Origin of the sequence: Desmonostoc muscorum LEGE 12446 (assembly GCF_015207005.2) — a bacterium.
In the GTDB taxonomy this organism is placed as follows: Bacteria; Cyanobacteriota; Cyanobacteriia; order Cyanobacteriales; family Nostocaceae; genus Nostoc; species Nostoc muscorum.
On the sequence record NZ_JADEXS020000001.1, the window covers coordinates 7,432,648 to 7,452,024 of the forward strand.

Genomic DNA, 19,377 nt, shown 5'->3' on the forward strand with positions numbered 1-19,377 from the left:
GCCGTGCCCCTACCAACGTATTTGTATCATTATTAAAGTGAAACGGTATAAGGGGGGTAATATCATGTCCGGTTGAAGACTTATCATTTAGAGAACAGGGAGCAGGGAGCAGGGGGAAAAAGACTTTTGGGATTTTTGCACAGATACGGTAATCATAAGTGATTAGGCGGACATGATATAACACAGAAACGTTCTCATTTGGAACAAGAACATTCTCACTGAAAACAGAAACGTTGTCATTTGGAACAAAAACATCCTCACTGAAAACAGAAACGTTCTCACTTGGAACAAGAACATTCTCACTGAAAACAGAAACGTTCTCATTTGGAACAAGAACATTCTCACTGAAAACAGAAACGTTCTCGTTTAGAACAAAAACATTCTCATTTGAAACAGAAACGTTCTCACTAAAAACAGGAATGTTCTCGTTTAGAACGCGAAACTTGCAGATAAAAGCTTGATTAATGGAGTAGGGAACATGAATTTTACTGTTCTGAGGTAAAAGAATCGCGCAAATATGCTAAACTTTCACGTACAGTAACAGTATTAGGATGATCCACCCCTAACCGACGCTCACAAATATCTAATGCTTGGATGTAAAGGGGTTCGGCTTCGCTGTATCTGCCTTGGGAGTCGTAGAGTCCCGCCAGGTTGTTGAGACTAGCTGCGACATTTGGATGTTCTTCACCCAGCAGCTTGCGCGTGAGTGCCAAAGCTTGGATGTAAAGGGGTTCGGCTTCGCTGTATCTGCCTTGGGAACAGTAGAGTACCGCCAGGTTGTTGAGACTTTGTGCGACATGTGGATGTTCTTCACCCAGCAGCTTGCGCGTGAGTGCCAATGCTTGGATTAAAAGGGGTTCGGCTTCGCTGTATCTGCCTTGGGAGTAGTAGAGTGCCGCCAGGTTGTTGAGACTTTGTGCGACATCTGGATGTTCTTCACCCAGCAGCTTGCGCGTGAGTGCCAAAGCTTGGATGTAAAGGGGTTCGGCTTCGCTGTATCTGCCTTGGGAATGGTAGAGTAACGCCAGGTTGTTGAGACTAAGTGCGACATCTGGATGTTCTTCACCCAAACGTTTTTTAGTTACTTCTAAACACTGCTCATACCAAGGTAAAGCTTGGTTATATAAACCTTGACCATTGTAAAATCCAGCGTTGCCAATGAATGCCCAAGGTAAATCTTCATCGGCTATATATTGAATGAGATTGTTTGCTACCTCAGCTAAATGAGGTATGGCAGGGGTGGCGGCGGTGATTTGCTCAAGGGTGGGCGAGTCAGGAATATCTTTAGCAACTGCTACCATTACCTTGCAAAAACTTTGCTTAAATTCCTCTGCCTTTTCTAAACCTGTACATTTATATTGGAAAAACTCCCGCAACAGTGGATGCAATTGGTAAACTCCCTCACTTTTGCGCTGGAGTAAATGTAGATTCAGCAAGCTATCGTCTCTAATTTCTTCTAAATCTTCCGCATCTTCTTCTGGTAAACACTGTTCCACCAAGTTCCAAGGTATGGGTGCGGCGGCAAATAAACTCAATAAACATCCCAATTGTTTATCGTCGTCCTCTAATTCTTGCCAACTCAACTCAAAGGCTGCTAACACACCTCGTTGTGCTGTCATGTCAGCTTCTGACTTAGATTTAGACAGAGAACGCTCATCTAGTCGCTTGTTCTCCAAGCGCCGCAACATCTCAGCTAAAGATAAATCCTGTTTTCGCGCCAGATAGCGCCCCACTAATTCCACACCCAAAGGTAAATATCCCAGCCACTCACACAACTGATTTGCTATAACTAATTCTCGCTCAATTCGCTGTGGTGTTTCCTTGAGTAAAGACCTCAACAACTCCAGCGCCGCCTCTGGTTGCAGCACATCCAAAGATAACTGTGGGATGCGTCCCAAGTTCTGGCGCGTAGTCATCAACACTTTAAACCGGGAAGGTAGCGACTGTAAGTAAGGCTTGACTTGCTCGTAGTCGCTGACATCATCCAACACTAGCAGCACATCACCACCACGCCAAAGCCGCCAGCAATATTGCACTTGCGCGGATAAATCAAAATCTTCTGGCGGCTTTAAATCAAGCTGCGTTCTGGCAAACTGCACAACTTGAATGCCCACATCCCCAGTTTTTGCCAGTAACCAGCAAAGCCCACCGTTGTATATTTCGCGTTGCTGGATGGCATATTGCAGGGCGAGTTCTGTTTTCCCAACTCCACCCATCCCCGCAATAGCCGCTATTGCTACTTGTTTATTATCCTGCAAAAGTTGGTGGAGTTTTTGCAATTATGCTTCACGCCCAACAAATTCCACAACCCCACTCAGGGGCAAATTTTGCGGTATTTCGGTAGAAAGATTTGACTTTACCCGTTCGTGTTCGGGCGACTGTAGTCAAAAGTTAAAAGTTTGGGTTCGGTTGTCATTAGAAACGTTCCCAACATTCCCGCCATAATTTTTATCAACTGTGTTCGTAAAATTCTGAATAATAGAGGGTTGAGATTTAACAGCATTAGCCACTGTCTCAACAGCTTGAGCAATTTCTGGGTCTTTGTTTGCCGCTTCCTCTACTTGTTCGATTAGATGCGCTTGCCCATAATCTAAAGGTTGTGTTTGAGCTAATTCAATAGCACTTGCTGTATTGGGTTGTTTGCGCTTTAGGAGTAAAAATAACTTTTCGCCTTCGTTCCAAGCCTTTTCGCCGATGATTTCACCAGTTTTTTCAAAGGCTTTGGTGATGACTAAGGTGGCGATCGCAGCTGCTGTCAGTGATACTGGCTCCATAATTCGCCAAAATATACGGAATTTTACATATGGTTCTCAGTCTAACAGCCTTTAAACAAGTAATAAACAACAAATAACAGAAAAAATTATAAAAAATTGAAGGGACGACTTCTACAGGTGAAATCGTCCCTCTCAACTTTTAAATAATTCGCTGCTTTTTGCAATTACGTTTTGTGATAGCGAAGGGTTAGCGGCGATAATGACGGATCTAAAATTTTGGATACCTCTTACCGAGTTTCAGCTTGGGTTGACACTGTTAATACTTGCGGTGGTGTAGCATCGGGTGGATAGAGAAAGTCTACTTCTACTAAAGAGCGATCGCCAGCTTTCATGTTTAATAAAACTAAGGGTTCTCCTGGTTGACCTCGCTTTTGTACTAAATGCACAAATTCTGTTTTTGGCTGATTTTGCTCGTCTTTGTAACGTACCCGCACTGTCCCTCGGAAGAATACTTCACGGGCTGGTATATTCAAAAAGCGTAACCCTGGTTTGACTAACTGATCCTCTTTGAGTGGAGTTTGGATCGATACACTCACAGTTTGAGGACTTTGGGTATTGTTATATAACGGCAACTTCAGACTATATTGAATTCCATAGTTGCCATGAGCGCGATATGCAGTGTCAGGATAGCGCACCAGCATATTACCACTTTGAATTTGATTAGTTCCTAAGGTACCACCATGCAGGGTACTCAGAGCATAGGAAAACATTTCACCAGGTTGGGGAATAGTTAGATACCTAGCTTTAGGATTATCTACTAAAAAAGCTCTCCACTGTGAACCAGCAACCACTCCCGCAACACGCCCATAAATTCTTGGCTTCCCAGTTTCTTCTAAGGGAGTGGGGGTTTTATCCCGTGGACTAGCCAAATCACCATTATCTAGTAAATTTTCCCACTCTTCCAAACTAGGCGCACGTTCACTACCATCGGGATTTGCAGGGGCGAACATGGCTAGGCTAGCTGCATAGACAGTGCCATTACTCCATAGTCGCATTAATGTAGACCGACCGTTGAGAGGTGGTGTCAATCCCTGCACCGGAATTGGTAAATTTAGTAACATCCGACTTTGCCCTGGTGGAATTTCAATTTGGGCAGGGAAAATTGCTTGTCGTTGTCCTCTTAATATATCAGTCATGACGCGATCGCCAGGCCCGGCAAAAATTTTGCCTAAAGGATTTTGCGTCAAAGATGGTAACTCAATAAATGGTGCATCGGGTTGACTTAAATAACTCGCCGCCTGCAAAATATTTACTTTCACAGATTCCGAACCAGGGTTATGCAAAATTATCCCCAGGTAAAGAGAACGTAAATTTTCTGGTGGTTCAGCTTTTGCAACATGGTGAGCAAAAATATCAAATCGTCCTCGAAAGGGAAAATTCAGATGTGCCGTTGGTACTTTTTTCTTATCTGGTGGAAAAGTCGAAAGTAAAATTCCTTCTTTTAAAACTAATTCTGGACTATTGCTGTTAAATGTTGGCACCCTATCCAACTTACCTGGTAAAGGACGCACTTGTTGTGATTGCACCACTTCTTGAGGCGGTGGTGTAACAGGTGTGGATTGGGCTATGGGAAAAATTAGTAACAATGGCAACATATACTTAGGTAACACTTTGAACATACAGACACTAACAACTTGATGAAAGTGCCAGATTGTTAATAATTAATAAGAAATCGGCAAGAATGGCACTCAAATTTTCTGGATTGAGAACCGGAACGTGAACAAAGATACAACGCGTCGGTAGTCGGCTTTGGTTTAAGTATTCCAAAACTGAATAGTAAAGACCTTCGCAAACAAATTTACCGCAGTCATGGCTAATCTCAATTGCCACTGCTCCCGCGACTAATTTTTCTAAATCAACATCTGTCTGCAAAACAGTTTCACCAGAGCTAGCGGCTAATTCTACACTTAATCGTGTGCGACTTGCAGCCATGCCACAACAGATGATGTAATGGGGTTGGATTGCATTGATTTTTTGAATTACCTGAGAACTGGCCTGTTGCACATCTACGGGTAACAAGCGCAAAAAAGTTAAATCATGGGTAGTCAACTCAAGTTTCGTAACTTCTATTAATAGATCATCAGATGAATTTGACAGTTGATCGGCCAGCCAAGTGTCAAAAGAAGTTAATAGAATTCTTTTCTGCATAACAAATATTATTTAGAATAGGAATATTATTTAGAATAGAAAAACCCTCCATAATAATTTTACAAGGAGCAGGTAAATGCCAGTGATTGCGGTCGTAGACTATGAGATGGGAAATTTGCACTCAGTCTGCAAAGGTTTGGAAAAAGCCGGGGCAACTCCTAATGTTACTTATTCTGCCAAGGAATTAGAGCGAGCAGATGCAATAGTTCTGCCGGGAGTGGGAGCATTTGATCCGGCAGTCCAACATTTGCGATCGCGTGGTTTGGAACAACCGATTAAAGAAGCGATCGCATCTGGCAAACCTTTCTTAGGGATCTGTTTGGGACTGCAAATTCTTTTTGAATCAAGTGCAGAAGGTATCCAACCAGGACTGGGAATTATCAAAGGAAAAGTCCGGCGGTTTCGTCCAGAACCTGACATTACTATTCCTCACATGGGTTGGAATCAACTGCAAGTGACTCAGCCAAAAAGTCTTTTGTGGGAGCATTTGCCATCAGATCCTTGGGTGTATTTTGTCCATTCCTACTATGTCGATCCAATAGAAGACCAAATTCGTGCAGCAACCGTCACCCACGGTACTCAAACCGTAACAGCTGCCATCGCCCATGAAAACCTGATGGCTGTACAATTTCACCCCGAAAAATCTTCTAATATTGGATTGCAAATCCTGTCTAATTTTGTTGCTCAAGTACGGGAAAAAATTCCTGCCTAATACTATTTTTGTCCTTTGTCATTTGTCCAAAATCCAATTGTGAATAAATGAAAATCACCACCGACGATTAAACAGTGACTAATGGCCAATGACTAATGACTAATGACTAATGCCCAATGAGTCTGAGAATTTACGGGAATCGCCAGCTAAAAACTTTACCAGGTAAAGAGACTAGACCTACCAGTGCTAGAGTCAGGGAGGCAGTCTTTAATATTTGGCAGGGAAAAATTCCAGGTTGCTACTGGCTAGATTTGTGCGCCGGTACTGGTTCAATGGGCGCAGAGGCTTTGTGTAGAGGAGCCAGTTTAGTAGTTGGAATCGAAAAATCGAGCCGAGCCTGTGCCACTATTGAGCAAAATTGGCAGCAGGTAGCTAATGCCGAACAAAAATTTCGGCTATTGCGGGGAGATATTCTTGGGCAGTTAAAGACGTTATCAGGTAAACAATTTCACAGAATCTACTTCGATCCGCCTTATGCTAGTGGATTGTATGAGCCAGTTTTAGAAGCGATCGCTCACCATCAACTTTTAGATCCTAGCGGCGAAATCGCAGTTGAACACGCTTCACAGGGTTGGACATACCCAGAGATTCCCACTTGGGAGATTTGCCGCCAGAAAGTTTACGGCAACACATCACTTACTTTTTACAGAATTAGAAGTGAGGGAGATGAGGGAGATGAGGGAGATGAGGGAGATGAGGGGGATGGGGAAAAATCCTAACTCCTAACTCCTAACTCCTAACTCCCCATTCCCCACTCCCCACTCCCCACTCACCACTCCCTCACCCTCCCAGCTGGTTGGGGCGCTTGTATTGCTTATAGGCAGCGTAAAATAGTCCGCCGAGGGTGACGAAAACTAGACCAAGGACAATACCTGAGAGCAGGGGTTCAACCACTGTAAATCTCCTATGCAATTATTCAATATTTGTTTCCTGTTTTTGATTTTACCAAATTTGGTATGAATCCTGCGTCCTATAAACCTTTGCAAGGACGACTGTCCATATTAAAATAGTCTTCTGTGCTTGCAGACACAATCAAGAACTTTTAAGCTATGTGTAGGAAATGAAAACTTTTTAGCACACCTAGACTTTATACAGCAAACCTTTTGGATAATCAGATTCCCAAACCCGAAATTTTGATTCAGCGCATCGTTCTATTGACGCTGGCCGTCCTGCTAGCAGTTCCTTTGGGCTTTTTTGGTGTCCACTTGGTTCAAGCCTCTGATCCTTATGTCAAGAGTGTTTTATCCCTAACAGGAAACCCAATTCAAGGACACGCTATCTTTCAAATTAATTGTGCTGGTTGTCATGGCTTGGAAGCAGATGGGCGAGTGGGGCCTAGTTTGCAAGCTGTCTCCAAGCACAAATCTCGGTATGGACTGATTCATCAAGTTATTAGTGGCGAAACGCCGCCAATGCCAAAGTTCCAGCCTAGTGCCCAAGAAATGGCAGACCTTTTGAGCTACTTAGAGTCGTTGTAGACTTTAGATTCTTTAGTTGCTCCATACGTAAATCCCTCATAGAAAAAGGCAGCATTCAATGTGCTGCCTTTTTCTATATCTGAAAAATTTTAATAAATCTTAACAAACTAAAAAAAATTGTAGATTAGGACTTACGCAAAAACTCTCTGAAACTCTTATTTCTGGGTGCCCTCTGCGTCGCGCCAGTTGCTTCTCCTGTGGTCGCCGCTGCGCGAACAAGTCGGGGAACCCGGACGCCAGTCGCTCATGGGGGAAACCCCCAGACGCTCGCGGACTCGCTTGCCGCCGGCGCTATCGCCCTTGGCGTCTCCCCTTGGGAGAAGACCGCACTGGCTCCCCAACGCACTGGCTTCTCTGTGGTTCGATTTTCCGTTACCTGTGCGTAAGTCCTATAGATTTGTAAGAGAAGGGCGCTTGTTCCCAGATATCGCCTTTGAGCGTTTTTTGGACTACCCATAAAATCGTCAATCAGACGTTGTTATTTAAGTTGGACTTTACTCAATCTTTATCTTTCTTGGGAGCTTTTTCTAAAATGCTCTTTTATTTAAAGAAATGAGTAAATTTACACTGAGTGCGATCCGAAGACACCCAATTTGCCTATAGACTACTTAAGTGATTTTTCTCAATAAATGCATAAGACTAGATATTTTTACACAACTTTAACTTGATTTTTCTATACAAATTAAATTTACGGAGAGATAAAAAAGAGATGAGTCAAAGTTTAAATATTCAGGAAATTGCCATTGCGATCGCAGCTAAGCAGCATAATCCCACGATCTTAACTCCAGATTTTCTCAAATATAGTGGCATTGTGCCTAGTGACTGGGAATTAGCTCAAGAAGCGATTTTGACAAATTCTGCGGCTCAAGTGGTTTTCCAAAAAGGGATCAGCATCACTGCACAACTCAATAGAGTTATTTTCTCAGAGGTGATTGCCACTAAAGCATACCAAGAAGTGGAAATCCCAGCGATCGCTCGCAAATATCTGGAGACACTGCCGCAAGTAGACTATCACGATCTGTCCATTAACTTCCGGGGACATGTCCTTTTTGACCAAGAAAATAACACAGCACGCAACTATATCTTAAAAACGTTGCTCAATCCTGGCCCTTGGCATGAGTTTGGCAAATCTGCTGTGCAAGCTGCAATGCGATTTGGTTACACCCTAGAAGGAAGGCAGTTGAGTTTGGATATCAACGAAGGAGGGTTACAACTGCCAGATAAAACAGTGCGCCCCATCGTACTGTTCACAGCGAGTTTTAATCACCAGATTCTTGAACAAGAACAAAATCGGCGTTTAGCGGCACTATCCCAAGTAATTAGCAACTGGCAGACAGACTTAGAGACTTACAAAGAACTTGTGAACACCAAGTTTCTCAACTCCCCATATCAGATAAATCTACTACCAAATGAGTCTCTAGTCCCAAAAACAACAACTTTCTGATCCCTGTGTGAGGACAAATAGATAATTAATGGTTTTAAGAGGATGTTTTAAAAGTGGTTGGCTGTGATTTTAGGCACTTCTAGATCCCCCCTAACCCCCCTTCAAAAGGGGGGAACAGGAATCAAAGTCCCCCAATTTATCGGGGGATTTAGGGGGATCTAGAACGTTTTACTACCAATAAAAGGACTTTTAAAACATTCTCTAAGTACCACAAAATTTTCACTTGTCAAGCAAGTAGGCTATTTAAACAATTCAGAGATTATTTATGAACGACATTGACCTAATAATATCTTCTGTGGTAGCTCCACTAGATGCATTTATAAATCAGACAATACCTGTATCTTGGAGAGTCACAAACCTTGGTACAGATTCTGCTTTAAATAACTGGTATGACGAAGTTTACGTTTCCGATGACCAGTTTTTAGACTCCAGCGATACTTACTTAACGATTCGCTTCACACAAGGAAACAATACCCCTTTAGCATCTGGGGGTAGTTATACAGCTACCCAGAATATTTATATTAACCCCAACATAGCAACAGGCAATCGCTACCTGTTATTTGTGACAGATAGAAGCAACGACCAGGATGAAAGCAATGATGATAATAATGTATTTGCCCAAGCCATCACCATCAATCGCTTGGATGTAGATTTAGAAGTTACTCGTGTCGAAGCCCCAACTACTGTTGATATCGGCTTGCCGATTACGTTGTCTTGGACAGTTACTAACCAAGGTACAGTTTCTACATTACCTAACGAATGGAGTGACATAGTTTACATTTCTGATGATCAGTTTTTAGACGAGGGCGATAGATATATTACCGTAGGCGGGATCAGGGCAAATGATGGACTAGGATCTCTCGGCAGCTATACGATTATCAAAAACGTCTTGATTCCCACCACCTACTTAGGCGATCACTACCTGTTATTTGTCACGGATAGAGACAACAACCAGGGTGAAACAAATGAAACCAATAATATCTTTGCCCAAGCCATCACCATCAATCCCCCAAATGTAGATTTAGTTATTACTGGTCAAGCCCCAACCACTGCTAACTTAAATGAAATCATTTCCCTGTCTTGGACAGTCAAAAACCAAGGTACAGGTTATGTCTTTGGTTACTTGTCTGACGGAGTTTACATTTCCGATGACCCGTTTCTCGACGGAAGCGATGTCTTCATCACCAGCTTTAATGCCGGAGAGAATATCCCTCTAGCACCGGGCAGCAGCTATACAGTTACCCAAGACCTCTTGCTTCCCAGGTTTGTAGGAAGCTTATTTCCTATCGAGATCACACCAGGCGATCGCTACTTGTTAATTGTTACGGGTAGCAGCCAGCCTGAAACCAATGAAACGAACAACGTCTTTGCCCAAGCCATCACAATCACTGAGGATATAGGAGATGTAGATTTAGTCGTTACAGATGCCCAAGCCCCAACCACTGCTGCTGTCGGTGAGACGATTTCTGTGTCTTGGACAGTCAAAAACCTTGGCACAAATCGCGCCTTAGCTAACTGGTATGACTATATTTATATTTCCGATGACCAGTTTTTCGATTCCAGCGACACCCTTCTCCTTGGAAGTTTTGTAGAAGGGAATGCGTCTCTATCAGCCGGAGGTAGTTATACAGCCACCCTGGACATTGATCTTATTCCCTACATAGCAACAGGAGATGTCTACCTGCTATTTGTTGCTGATAGAGATAACAACCAGTCTGAAACCAATGAAACCAACAATGTCTTTGCTAAAGCCATCAACATCGAATGGACTCCCAGTGATGGTGTAGATTTAGCTGTTACTGATGCCAATGCCCCAACTATTGCTACCTTGGGTGAGACGATTTCTGTGTCTTGGACAGTTACAAGCCTTGGCGCAGATAGTGCTTTCTCTAACTGGTTTGACTATATTTATATTTCCGATGACCAGTTTTTCGACTCCAACGATACCTATCTCAGCAGTCGCTCAGGAGAAACGCTTTTAGCACCTGGTGATAATTATACAGCCACCTTAGACATTGATCTTCCCACTAATCTAGCAAGAGGCGATGTCTACGACGGGCTGCGCCAACGCTACCTGTTATTTGTTGCTGATGGAAATAACAAGCAAGTTGAAACAAATCAAACCAACAATGTCTTTGCCAAAGCCATCACTCTCAAGGCTCCAGGAGATGGTGTAGATTTAGTTGTTACTGCTGCCAATGCCCCAACCAGTGCTACCTTAAATGAGAGAATTTCTGTGTCTTGGACAGTTACAAACCAAGGTACAGATAATGCCTTTTCTTACTGGTCCTGGTCTGACTATGTTTACATATCCAATGACCAGTTCTTTGACTCCAACGATAGCTATCTCACCAGTCGCTCAGGACAAAGGCTTTTAGCATCTGGGGCTAGTTATACAGCTACCTTGGATATTGATATTCCCAATAACCTAGCAACAGGCGATGTCTACTTGTTATTTGTTACTGATACAGAGAACTACCAGGTTGAAACAAATGAAACCAACAATGTCTTTGCCAAAGCCATTACCATAAAAGGTCCAGGAGATGTAGATTTAGTCATTACTGATGTCCAAGCCCCAATCACTGGTATTTTATATGATGAAATTTCTGTGTCTTGGACAGTCAAAAACCAAGGTACAGATACTGCCTTTGCTGACTGGTACGACGAAGTTTACATTTCTGATGACCAGTTCTTCGACTCCAGCGATAGGTATCTCGAGAGCTTTGAGGCACGAAAAATTACGCCTTTAGCAGCTGGGGGTAGTTACACAACCAACTTGGGCGTTGAACTTCCTTCCGATCTAGGGACAGGCGATCGCTACCTGTTATTTGTCACAGATCCAGGCAATGAGCAAGGTGAAACAAATGAAACCAACAATGTCTTTGCCAAAGCCATCACCATTAATGCCCCAGAAGATGATGGAGGAGATAATGTAGATTTAGTCCTTACTAATGCTCAAGCCCCAACCATTGCTGGCTTAGGTGAAACAATTTCCGTGTCTTGGACAGTTACAAACCAAGGTACAAATACTGCCTTTTCTAACTGGTATGACAAAGTTTATATTTCCCGCGGCAATTCTTCATCTGTTGAGAGCGACAGTCTCCTTTTAAGCGAACGCTCTGTACGCACTAGCATAGCCGGAGGTAGCAGCTATACAATTACCCTGGACATTACTCTTCCTATTGAACCTACCAGACCATACCCCTATGGAGAGGGATCAACAATCAGTATATTAGAACAACAGTACCTATTATTTGTGGCCGATGAAAGCCGCGACCAGAATGAAACAGATGAATTGAACAATTCATTTATTCTACCCATTACCGTAAAGAAAGCCGTAGATTTAGTCGTTTCTGCTGCCCAAGCCCCAAACACTGCTACCCTGGGTGAGACGATTTCTGTGTCTTGGACAGTTACTAAGGAAGGTACAAGTCCTGCCCTCGGTAGCTGGAATGATTCTGTTTACATTTCCGAAGACCAATATTTAGACGAAGGCGACATCTTTGTCAGCACTCGCTCAGGGGGCAACCTAGCGGCAGGGGCTAGCTATACAGCCACCCAGGACATCACTGTTCCTGTCTGGGGAGACACAGGCGATGTCTACCTGTTGTTTGTTGCAGATGACTACGTTTATAAGTACTATACGGAAATTGACAATCAAGGCGAAACGATCAGGGACAATAACGTGCGGGCGGTAGCAATTAGCCTGTATGCCGAAGATCAAATTTTCAAAGGCACATCTGCTCGTGACACCCTGACTGGTGACGATCGCAGCAATCTCATTACTGGTTTGCAAGGGGCAGATACCCTCACTGGCGGTGCCGGCAGTGACAAATTTGTGTATACAAGTATCCGCGATGCTGGAGATACAATCACTGATTTTACGGCTGGTACTGACAAGATTGACTTGAGCCAACTATTCCAGAGCTTGAGTCTGGGCAGCCTCGACTATGAAAGTGCAACTACCCAAGGCTACCTGAGTTTTGGTACTCATTCAAGTAATAGTACTGTCTTAGTTGACATAGATGGCACAGCAGGTCGCGGTCGTCCAACACCGTTATTGACTGTTGCTGGTGTATCTGCAAGCACCTTGGCTCAGTCTGATAACTTCGTGTTCTAAGTTGCAGTGGCCAGAAGTGTCATTAGTCAGTCAAAATACTCAACTCAAACCTATTTCATCAAAAAATTTCATGAACATTTCCACATTCATTAAACATTCAACTTTCAAACTCAGTCTTGTCAGCTTTGCCAGCTTGGGGGGTTTGGCAATTACTACCACCTCCGCCTTAGCTGTTGGGTTAAACCTGGGCAGTTGGCAACAATTTGGCGATGTCATTACTTCAGGAGGTGGAGCTAATCTGTCCACTGCCAGCTTAGAATTTCCCGATGACGCTCCTGCTAGTGCTGGTGCTTTCAACTATTCCGGTATAGCCGCAGGTGAGGCAGGTTTTTTCCCAGACTTACAAGACTTTCTCGGCTTGAGCGATCCGTCTGCCTTAGATATTGAAGGATTTGCATTTGAGGGATCTGCAATCAAAAATACAATTACTGTGGCGGCTGGTGATGCTTTGAGCTTCGACTGGAACTTCCGGACGAACGAGACAGTGAACAAGGATTTTGCCTTTTTGTTGGTGGACAACACAGTAATCAAGTTAGCTGACTTCACTGATGCAACCCAAGCTGACAGTCCCTTTCTTCAACAAACAGGGATTCGTTCCTATACCTTCAGTACTCCTGGAACCTACAGCGTAGCCTTGGGAGTGGTGGATGTGGATGATTATGGAATTACATCAGCTCTGGAGGTGAAAAACGCCGCAATCAAGCGAGTTCCTGAACCAGCAACTTTTCTGGGAGCGTTGACGGTGTTTGCTTACGGTATCGCTATGCGGCGGCGTTGTCGGGAAAAAACTGTAGCATCAAACACCGCTTTTTAGGCACTTCCCTAAGGGATTGGGGATTGAACTGTTCCCAATCCTTAATCTTTTTTAACTCTGTTTTCACATGTGGTCGTTTTTAAGTAAAATCTTTTATAAAAACACATATAAACTGTATATTTTAAGTGGCAGCGGTTAGCGTACCTAACTCGGTGGGACTAAAACAAAAGTTTCCAGTGAATGGGCTACGGTATAGCTTTTCTGACACACCAGATATTCTTGAGATGCACCAAAGCTAATGACTGAAGCGCTCCAAATCGGTAATCGTACAATCACAGCTAGTGAACTGATTTCTTTACTAGCAAGTTACCAAATGCTGCCACAATTGCAGCGAGAATTGATCATCGATGAGGCGATCGAGCAAAATTCACGCTCCACCAATGTGGCAATAGAGTTTACACCTGAAGAAGTAGCCCAAGCTAAACAGCAGTTTTACGCCGAAAAACAGTTGAAAAATGAAGAAGACATCCAAGCTTGGATGGCACGTCAAGGTCTGACTTATCAACAACTAGAAGCGATTACCACTCGAAAGCTAAAAATTGAAAAATTTAAGCAAGCTACTTGGGGTAATAAACTCGAATCTTACTTTTTTCAGTCCAAGTCAAAACTTGACAAAGTAATTTATTCGCTACTGCGAACCCAAGATGTGGGAATTGCTCAAGAACTTTACTTTCGTATTCAAGCAAAAGAAAACTCTTTTGCTGACTTGGCGCGGGAATATTCACTCGGGCCAGAAGCCCAAACTGGCGGTTTAGTAGGCCCAGTTGAACTGAATGCACTACATCCGGTGATGGTGCAAATGCTCTCTAGCAGTCAACCAGGCCAAATATTACCCCCTACCCGCATCGCTGAATGGTTTGTAATTTTGCGGCTGGAAAAATTTATCCCGGCACAATTAGATGAATTCATGAAAGCCCGCCTACTGAATGAACTGTTTGAAACTTGGCTACAAGAACAGCAAAAACAAATCATGTCTGCACAACAAGAACAGGCTGCAACACAGAAACAGAAAGATGTTGATAATCAATTAACTTAAGTATGGGAAAGTAACTCTGATTGGCACAGCTTCAACTGTTTTTCCGATATAACCTGATGCTCTTTACGCCAAGCCTGAGGAGGCAAACCGTGATGTTGGCGAAACTGGCGGGAGAAATGAGATACGTCTTGATAGCCTAATGCTTTGGCAATTTTCTCTATGGTCTGATCATTATTTTGGAGTAAGAAACGAGCTCCTGCCATTCGGCGTTTGACAATCCAGCAGTTAACAGTCTCTCCTGTCTGCCTTGCTACTCGGTTAGTTAAGTAAGCCGGTGAGTAACCAACTGCCTCAGCTACATCACACAAAGTAATTCCTTGGTGGTAATGGGCTTCGATGAAGTCAAAAACTTCTTTTAATTGGGGAATGCAAGGAAAGATTGATTTAGGAAAGGTAATGCCTTCTTGACGAGAGCCTTCTCTACGAAAGGGTTCTCTACGAGAGGTTTCGCCAAGGCCAACATTAGCATCTTCGGCGATCGCTGTAGTATTATTATCATCTCCAAATACTGATTTTGAAGCTTTATGAAATTGAATTGCACACCAGTTTTGCAGAGTAGCTTGCTTTTGCAGTCGGGTAGCGATCGCTCTGATCAATTCATCTAGTGTAGAAGGTTTGGTAAGATAGTCATCTGCCCCCAATTCCATAGCTTTGCGAACATCTGCTTTGGTACTACTGCCAGTCAGAAAAATGAAAGGAATAATCGTTGTCAGAGGATTTTGGCGTAACGTAGTTAGAACGCTATAACCATCCATATCAGGCATTGTGATATCACAAATTACTAAATCCGGTATACACTCTTGTGCTTGTTGAATACCAGCAAGACCATTATCAGCACCTATGGGATCAAAACCTTTAGCCTTAAGACCCTTTAAATAAAGATTGCGGGTAACGTTATCATCTTCAATGACGAGAATTTTCTTTGACGATTGGTACATCATTTACTCTCACCAAAACTTTTTGCGATAAATAGTTGCTAGACTCTTTCCTAAATACAGCATTTTTCAAGTAAATGAGGTACACGGGTAGGGGCGCACAGCTGTGCTAACCTACGGTAACCTGTACCTCACCAAGCTGCAATCTGCTGTATGTAAATAGAAATGAGATTAATTCACTTTTTTTTGAGAGTTATGAATGTTCAAATATTAAACAACAATTATTTTGATTTCAACACTTATAACTCGGAATCGGTAAACTTTGATTTGATTAACGGCAACATCACAGTAAAAGTGCTGCCCACACCAACTTCGCTTTCTACAAAAACTTGACCTTGATGCAAATCTACAAGAGTTTTAAGAATCGATAACCCTAGTCCAGTACCAGGTATATTATCAATATTACTACCACGGTAAAATGGCTCAAATAGTCGTTGTTGATCTAGTAGTGAAATACCAATACCTCTATCTTTTACCTGGAAAATGACTTTGTTATTATTGCAAGATAGTTTAAAGTCAACTACCAGATTTGAGGGAGAATACTTAATTGCATTATCGAGCAAATTCTTCAAAATAGGTTCTAACAGTTTTTTATCTATGCAAGCTATTAGAGAGTTATCTTGACTTCGGAAATTTATCTGCTTTTGGCGAATATTCATCTGCATTTGTGCAACTAAATCATGACAAAATTTCACTAAATCAAGGGATTTTGGTTCAAAGTTTAGTTTTGCTGATTCTGCCTTAGAGAAGAACAAGATTTCATCCAACATCTGGCTGAGTTCTTCAGTAGCTTTTTGAATGTGATCGAGTAGTGGTTGTATTTTCTTCTGTGTACGTTTATCTACTTCTTCCTTTAGGAGACTATTAGAAAATGAAACAATATTCAGCGGAGTACGGAATTGATGGCAGACCATAGAAAGAAAACTGGCTCTAAGTTCACTCAATTGTTTTGCTTTTTCTAAAGCTTGATTAAGGTTTAATTGTGCATATTTGTAATCGGTAATATCAATGCCTGCAATCATTTCAACTGGTTTTCCACCAAAATCTAGCACTCCATCCAGCATTGCAACTGCACAAGCTAGCCAGCGTTCCGTGCCATTTTTTGTGAGAATATTCATCTCTTGATATTCAAAGTTAGTTGCTTCACCCTGGTTACGTACCTGTCTGCGTTTTTTACTTTTAATTAGTCGGCGCAAATCGAACCCTGTTAGCAGTTCCTCTTTTGTATAGCCAGTAAGTTGCTCTACTGCTGGATTTATGTAACAAAGACGCGTACCTTGAATTAAGAAAGTGCTAGCATCTGTTGTTTCTGCTAAAGTCCGAAATCTAGCTTCGTTGAGCCGTAAGGCTTCCTCGGTTCGTTTAGACTCAGTAATATCCCAAATACTCCAGACTCTACCAATAATTTTGCCTCCCAGCCACTGAGGTTTAGAGTAGTGTGCAAAGACTCTCCCATCCTTTAACTCTAGAATGTCATAACTCTCGAAATCAGATTGGCTAGATACTTCCCAAACCAGGCGGCAAAAAGCTTGTGGATCTTTAAGTTGGTTCTCAAAAAAGGCTTTGCATTGAGGACATTTTTTAGATAGTACCAGGGACTCTGGGATCTGCCACATATCTATAAATTTTTGATTTAAGCTCAGAATATCTCCCTCAAAATTAACTACGACAATCCCAATGGCAGTGGATTCGAGAGTAGCTCGAAGTAATGATAGGGATGCTTCTAGTTCTATTTCTTTGGCCTTGAGTTCAGAAATTTCCTGTTGTAAATAGCTTTTAGCACCATTGAATCCATCAGTCCATTTTTGGACACTGAATTCTACTATTTCATCTGTTTTTTCACGAACAAAGGCACAGCCAAATTCCATATTTTGGTCTTTTACATAGGTAATAGATATTTCTACTAGAAATATCCGGCCTCTTTTTGTCCGATAGCGAGATTTAAAAGTAAAAGAATTATGCGATCTAATATCTGACCAATTGTGTAGAGAAAAGTCTACATCTACATCATGCAGTGTCATCGAAAGTAGTTCCTCGCGGGAATACTCAGTCATCAGACATGTAGCATTGTTGACGTAGATAAACTCGGCGTTTGCTCCTAAACAGAAGGCAGCATCTACAGCATGATTTATTAGGAAGTGAGCAAACTTCATCTCTGCTTCTGGCTGTAGGAGCCACTGTGTGTTGCATGTAGTTAATGTATAGTCGCCAGAATTCATATCTTTACTTGCTCCTTGTAATCAATCAGCACCATAGCTATTAATGAGCTAATAATCCCAATCTCGTAAAATGCTGAGTGCAGTGTTGGGCTGTTAAAAAATCGAATTAGTTCGCAAATTAAAGAAAATTACTAACTAACTTTACAAAACTTATCATAACAATAAAAATTATAAAACGTGAAGATTTTAATCACAATTGCCTAAAAAAACTCAGATAGTTGGAGTTTATTTTTGACTGAAAAAGCTTTTTATGTGCATAGGAAATCTCGACAAATCAAATCAAGATTCGTCAATAGACCTTATTAGATAAGAGTTCAAAACCCTTAATCCACTAAGTTAAAAAGATATTTTAAATTTCAACCACCCAATACCAGAGCTATAGCGGTTCTCGGTAAGCGTGAAGTACAGGAACCCCACCCCCAACCCCCTCCCCGCAAGCAAGGAGGGGGCTATGATGTACCTCATTTGATTGGGAAACGCTATAACTAGTACCCAACAACATAAACACACTAACCATACTTTTACCTTAAAAGCAAGCTACAAAATCCGTGAAAAACTTATAATGTAAGCTTTTTGATTTTGAATTGCACATAGTCCTGCAAAAAAGCAAGCTACGGGCAGCGTCTTACAGAAATACCGCACTGGTGTAGAGTCGTTTGATTATCAACATAAATGAATTTGCCCTGCTTGGCTGGGCTTGAATGAGCAAAAATTTGTTCATTAATTCATTTTCTTAATTTATCTTAACTTACTCTCTCAGGGATTTAACTATAGAAGAATATCCCTAGTCATCTGTCTCAAGAAATACATTTGTATTAATCAAGCTGCGTATATAAATGTTTATTTTTTTACACAAGTCATTTTCCATTGAAAAATTCCGTATATGTATGTTGCTTGTATTCCTAAGTCATCTTTCATCAAAGATAGACTCAATCAAAAGCCTCCATACTCATCGCTTAGTCATCTCTCAAAGGAAATAGAAAAAATTAAGAAATTATGTCTTTATTGCTACAAAAAAATGAATCAAATAATATTTAGTGACAACATATATAGTCTTCCATCGCTATCGACAACGAAAAATGAAAGCCAACTTTTTAGCAAGAGACGGCAATTAGCTTAGAAGCTTTACGATCATCTGTTTTAGCTAAAACTCTAGTATCCCAATGATTATTGTTTTCCTCTAGCAAGAGAAATTAAACAGCGATAAGTAAGTCAGCGTGATTAAACCAAACTATGTAAATCTTTGTAAGGATAAAGGCTAAAGCTTCTTTCCTTTGTCCTCTTACACTTTAATCTTAATTAATATATAGGACTCATATTTGATTTTTGAACAAAACTCAGTACACCTTTATTGCTCCTTCCCAGTCCCCAGTCCCCAATCCCCAGTCCCTTACCTCTACAAGTCATTCAGAAATCAAATCGGATTGCTATAGTTTTGTTTATTTGCACCGACTTACTTAACCATCGAGAAACTGTTGTGGTTTTGCTGATGCCTAAGCTAAAACAGTTTTGATGTACATCAAAATCAAAAGATTTTTCATTGTAAATGTAGTGATATAAGTGGTGGGCGATCGCCAGGTATTAATCTTTCAGAATGGCTAAGTAAATATTGTAGCCATTGCAACAAAAGCGAAGGATTTGACATACTTATCAAAAGATTTTTCATTGCAGATTAGTCTTGATTATATTAGACCTCA

At 41.8% G+C, this 19,377-nt stretch carries 15 protein-coding genes; 7 read left to right on the top strand and 8 right to left on the bottom strand.

From position 1 onward, the window contains the following. Nucleotides 1-485 precede the first annotated feature (485 nt). The 4 genes from IQ276_RS30580 to IQ276_RS30595 all read right to left on the bottom strand — a co-directional run bounded on the left by IQ276_RS30580 (nt 486) and on the right by IQ276_RS30595 (nt 4,922). Nucleotides 486-2,279, bottom strand: a complete 1,794-nt coding sequence (locus IQ276_RS30580; protein ID WP_373690606.1) for a tetratricopeptide repeat protein — start codon at nt 2,277-2,279, stop codon at nt 486-488. 105 nt (nt 2,280-2,384) lie between these two features. Continuing rightward, nucleotides 2,385-2,774 (bottom strand): hypothetical protein, encoded by a 390-nt coding sequence (locus IQ276_RS30585; RefSeq protein ID WP_190882757.1) that lies wholly within the window; start codon nt 2,772-2,774, stop codon nt 2,385-2,387. Nucleotides 2,775-3,001: 227 nt separating this feature from the next. Further along, a complete protein-coding gene (locus IQ276_RS30590) occupies nt 3,002-4,369 on the bottom strand; it encodes a DUF3370 domain-containing protein (RefSeq protein ID WP_193913451.1) in 1,368 nt (455 codons plus the stop codon). 31 nt (nt 4,370-4,400) lie between these two features. Then, a complete protein-coding gene (locus IQ276_RS30595; RefSeq protein ID WP_193913449.1) occupies nt 4,401-4,922 on the bottom strand; it encodes a pyroglutamyl-peptidase I family protein in 522 nt (173 codons plus the stop codon). 76 nt (nt 4,923-4,998) lie between these two features. On the opposite strand from IQ276_RS30595, the gene hisH reads away from it, so the two are divergent. Beyond that, on the top strand, nt 4,999-5,634 hold the full coding sequence (gene hisH / locus IQ276_RS30600) for an imidazole glycerol phosphate synthase subunit HisH (protein ID WP_190882760.1): 636 nt from the start codon (nt 4,999-5,001) through the stop codon (nt 5,632-5,634). Nucleotides 5,635-5,750: 116 nt separating this feature from the next. After that, the gene (gene rsmD, locus IQ276_RS30605) at nt 5,751-6,353 is read left to right on the top strand and encodes a 16S rRNA (guanine(966)-N(2))-methyltransferase RsmD (RefSeq protein WP_235116117.1); all 603 of its coding nucleotides are present in this window, start codon (nt 5,751-5,753) and stop codon (nt 6,351-6,353) included. A 61-nt stretch (nt 6,354-6,414) separates the two neighbouring features. On the opposite strand, the gene petG is transcribed toward rsmD, so the two are convergent. Beyond that, on the bottom strand, nt 6,415-6,528 hold the full coding sequence (gene petG / locus IQ276_RS30610; RefSeq protein ID WP_073643994.1) for a cytochrome b6-f complex subunit V: 114 nt from the start codon (nt 6,526-6,528) through the stop codon (nt 6,415-6,417). A gap of 209 nt (nt 6,529-6,737) precedes the next feature. Between petG and IQ276_RS30615 the strand changes: the two genes are divergently transcribed. The 5 genes from IQ276_RS30615 (at nt 6,738) to IQ276_RS30635 (ending at nt 14,526) form a co-directional block, all read left to right on the top strand. Then, the gene (locus IQ276_RS30615; RefSeq protein WP_190882762.1) at nt 6,738-7,112 is read left to right on the top strand and encodes a c-type cytochrome; all 375 of its coding nucleotides are present in this window, start codon (nt 6,738-6,740) and stop codon (nt 7,110-7,112) included. A gap of 709 nt (nt 7,113-7,821) precedes the next feature. Further along, nucleotides 7,822-8,556, top strand: coding sequence for a hypothetical protein (locus tag IQ276_RS30620; protein WP_228043138.1), 735 nt, complete (start codon nt 7,822-7,824; stop codon nt 8,554-8,556). A gap of 265 nt (nt 8,557-8,821) precedes the next feature. Further along, nucleotides 8,822-12,676: a CARDB domain-containing protein gene (locus IQ276_RS30625; protein ID WP_193918075.1), complete on the top strand. Its 3,855-nt coding sequence runs from the start codon at nt 8,822-8,824 to the stop codon at nt 12,674-12,676. Nucleotides 12,677-12,746: 70 nt separating this feature from the next. Beyond that, complete coding sequence (locus IQ276_RS30630; RefSeq protein ID WP_193918077.1) at nt 12,747-13,490, top strand: PEP-CTERM sorting domain-containing protein; 744 nt, start codon at nt 12,747-12,749, stop codon at nt 13,488-13,490. A gap of 238 nt (nt 13,491-13,728) precedes the next feature. After that, nucleotides 13,729-14,526 (top strand): peptidylprolyl isomerase, encoded by a 798-nt coding sequence (locus IQ276_RS30635; RefSeq protein WP_190884261.1) that lies wholly within the window; start codon nt 13,729-13,731, stop codon nt 14,524-14,526. Here IQ276_RS30635 and IQ276_RS30640 read toward each other — a convergent pair. The 3 genes from IQ276_RS30640 to IQ276_RS40425 all read right to left on the bottom strand — a co-directional run bounded on the left by IQ276_RS30640 (nt 14,523) and on the right by IQ276_RS40425 (nt 19,346). Next, nucleotides 14,523-15,467 carry a response regulator transcription factor gene (locus IQ276_RS30640; protein WP_193918079.1) on the bottom strand — a complete coding sequence of 315 codons (945 nt, stop codon included), beginning with the start codon at nt 15,465-15,467 and terminating at the stop codon, nt 14,523-14,525. The genes IQ276_RS30635 and IQ276_RS30640 overlap by 4 nt on opposite strands. Nucleotides 15,468-15,700: 233 nt before the next feature. Then, nucleotides 15,701-17,680 carry a scytonemin biosynthesis sensor histidine kinase gene (locus tag IQ276_RS30645; protein ID WP_193918081.1) on the bottom strand — a complete coding sequence of 660 codons (1,980 nt, stop codon included), beginning with the start codon at nt 17,678-17,680 and terminating at the stop codon, nt 15,701-15,703. A gap of 1,537 nt (nt 17,681-19,217) precedes the next feature. Then, complete coding sequence (locus tag IQ276_RS40425) at nt 19,218-19,346, bottom strand: hypothetical protein (protein WP_255264363.1); 129 nt, start codon at nt 19,344-19,346, stop codon at nt 19,218-19,220. Nucleotides 19,347-19,377: the final 31 nt, after the last annotated feature.

Excerpts from the sequence above, each read along its gene's own strand:
- IQ276_RS30585 (WP_190882757.1), bottom strand. The coding sequence starts at position 2,774 with ATGGAGCCAGTATCACTGACAGCAGCTGCGATCGCCACCTTAGTCATC.
- IQ276_RS30590 (WP_193913451.1), bottom strand. The coding sequence starts at position 4,369 with ATGTTGCCATTGTTACTAATTTTTCCCATAGCCCAATCCACACCTGTT.
- IQ276_RS30595 (WP_193913449.1), bottom strand. The coding sequence starts at position 4,922 with ATGCAGAAAAGAATTCTATTAACTTCTTTTGACACTTGGCTGGCCGAT.
- hisH (WP_190882760.1), top strand. The coding sequence starts at position 4,999 with ATGCCAGTGATTGCGGTCGTAGACTATGAGATGGGAAATTTGCACTCA.
- rsmD (WP_235116117.1), top strand. The coding sequence starts at position 5,751 with ATGAGTCTGAGAATTTACGGGAATCGCCAGCTAAAAACTTTACCAGGT.
- IQ276_RS30620 (WP_228043138.1), top strand. The coding sequence starts at position 7,822 with ATGAGTCAAAGTTTAAATATTCAGGAAATTGCCATTGCGATCGCAGCT.
- IQ276_RS30625 (WP_193918075.1), top strand. The coding sequence starts at position 8,822 with ATGAACGACATTGACCTAATAATATCTTCTGTGGTAGCTCCACTAGAT.
- IQ276_RS30630 (WP_193918077.1), top strand. The coding sequence starts at position 12,747 with ATGAACATTTCCACATTCATTAAACATTCAACTTTCAAACTCAGTCTT.
- IQ276_RS30635 (WP_190884261.1), top strand. The coding sequence starts at position 13,729 with ATGACTGAAGCGCTCCAAATCGGTAATCGTACAATCACAGCTAGTGAA.
- IQ276_RS30640 (WP_193918079.1), bottom strand. The coding sequence starts at position 15,467 with ATGATGTACCAATCGTCAAAGAAAATTCTCGTCATTGAAGATGATAAC.
- IQ276_RS30645 (WP_193918081.1), bottom strand. The coding sequence starts at position 17,680 with ATGAATTCTGGCGACTATACATTAACTACATGCAACACACAGTGGCTC.
- IQ276_RS40425 (WP_255264363.1), bottom strand. The coding sequence starts at position 19,346 with ATGAAAAATCTTTTGATAAGTATGTCAAATCCTTCGCTTTTGTTGCAA.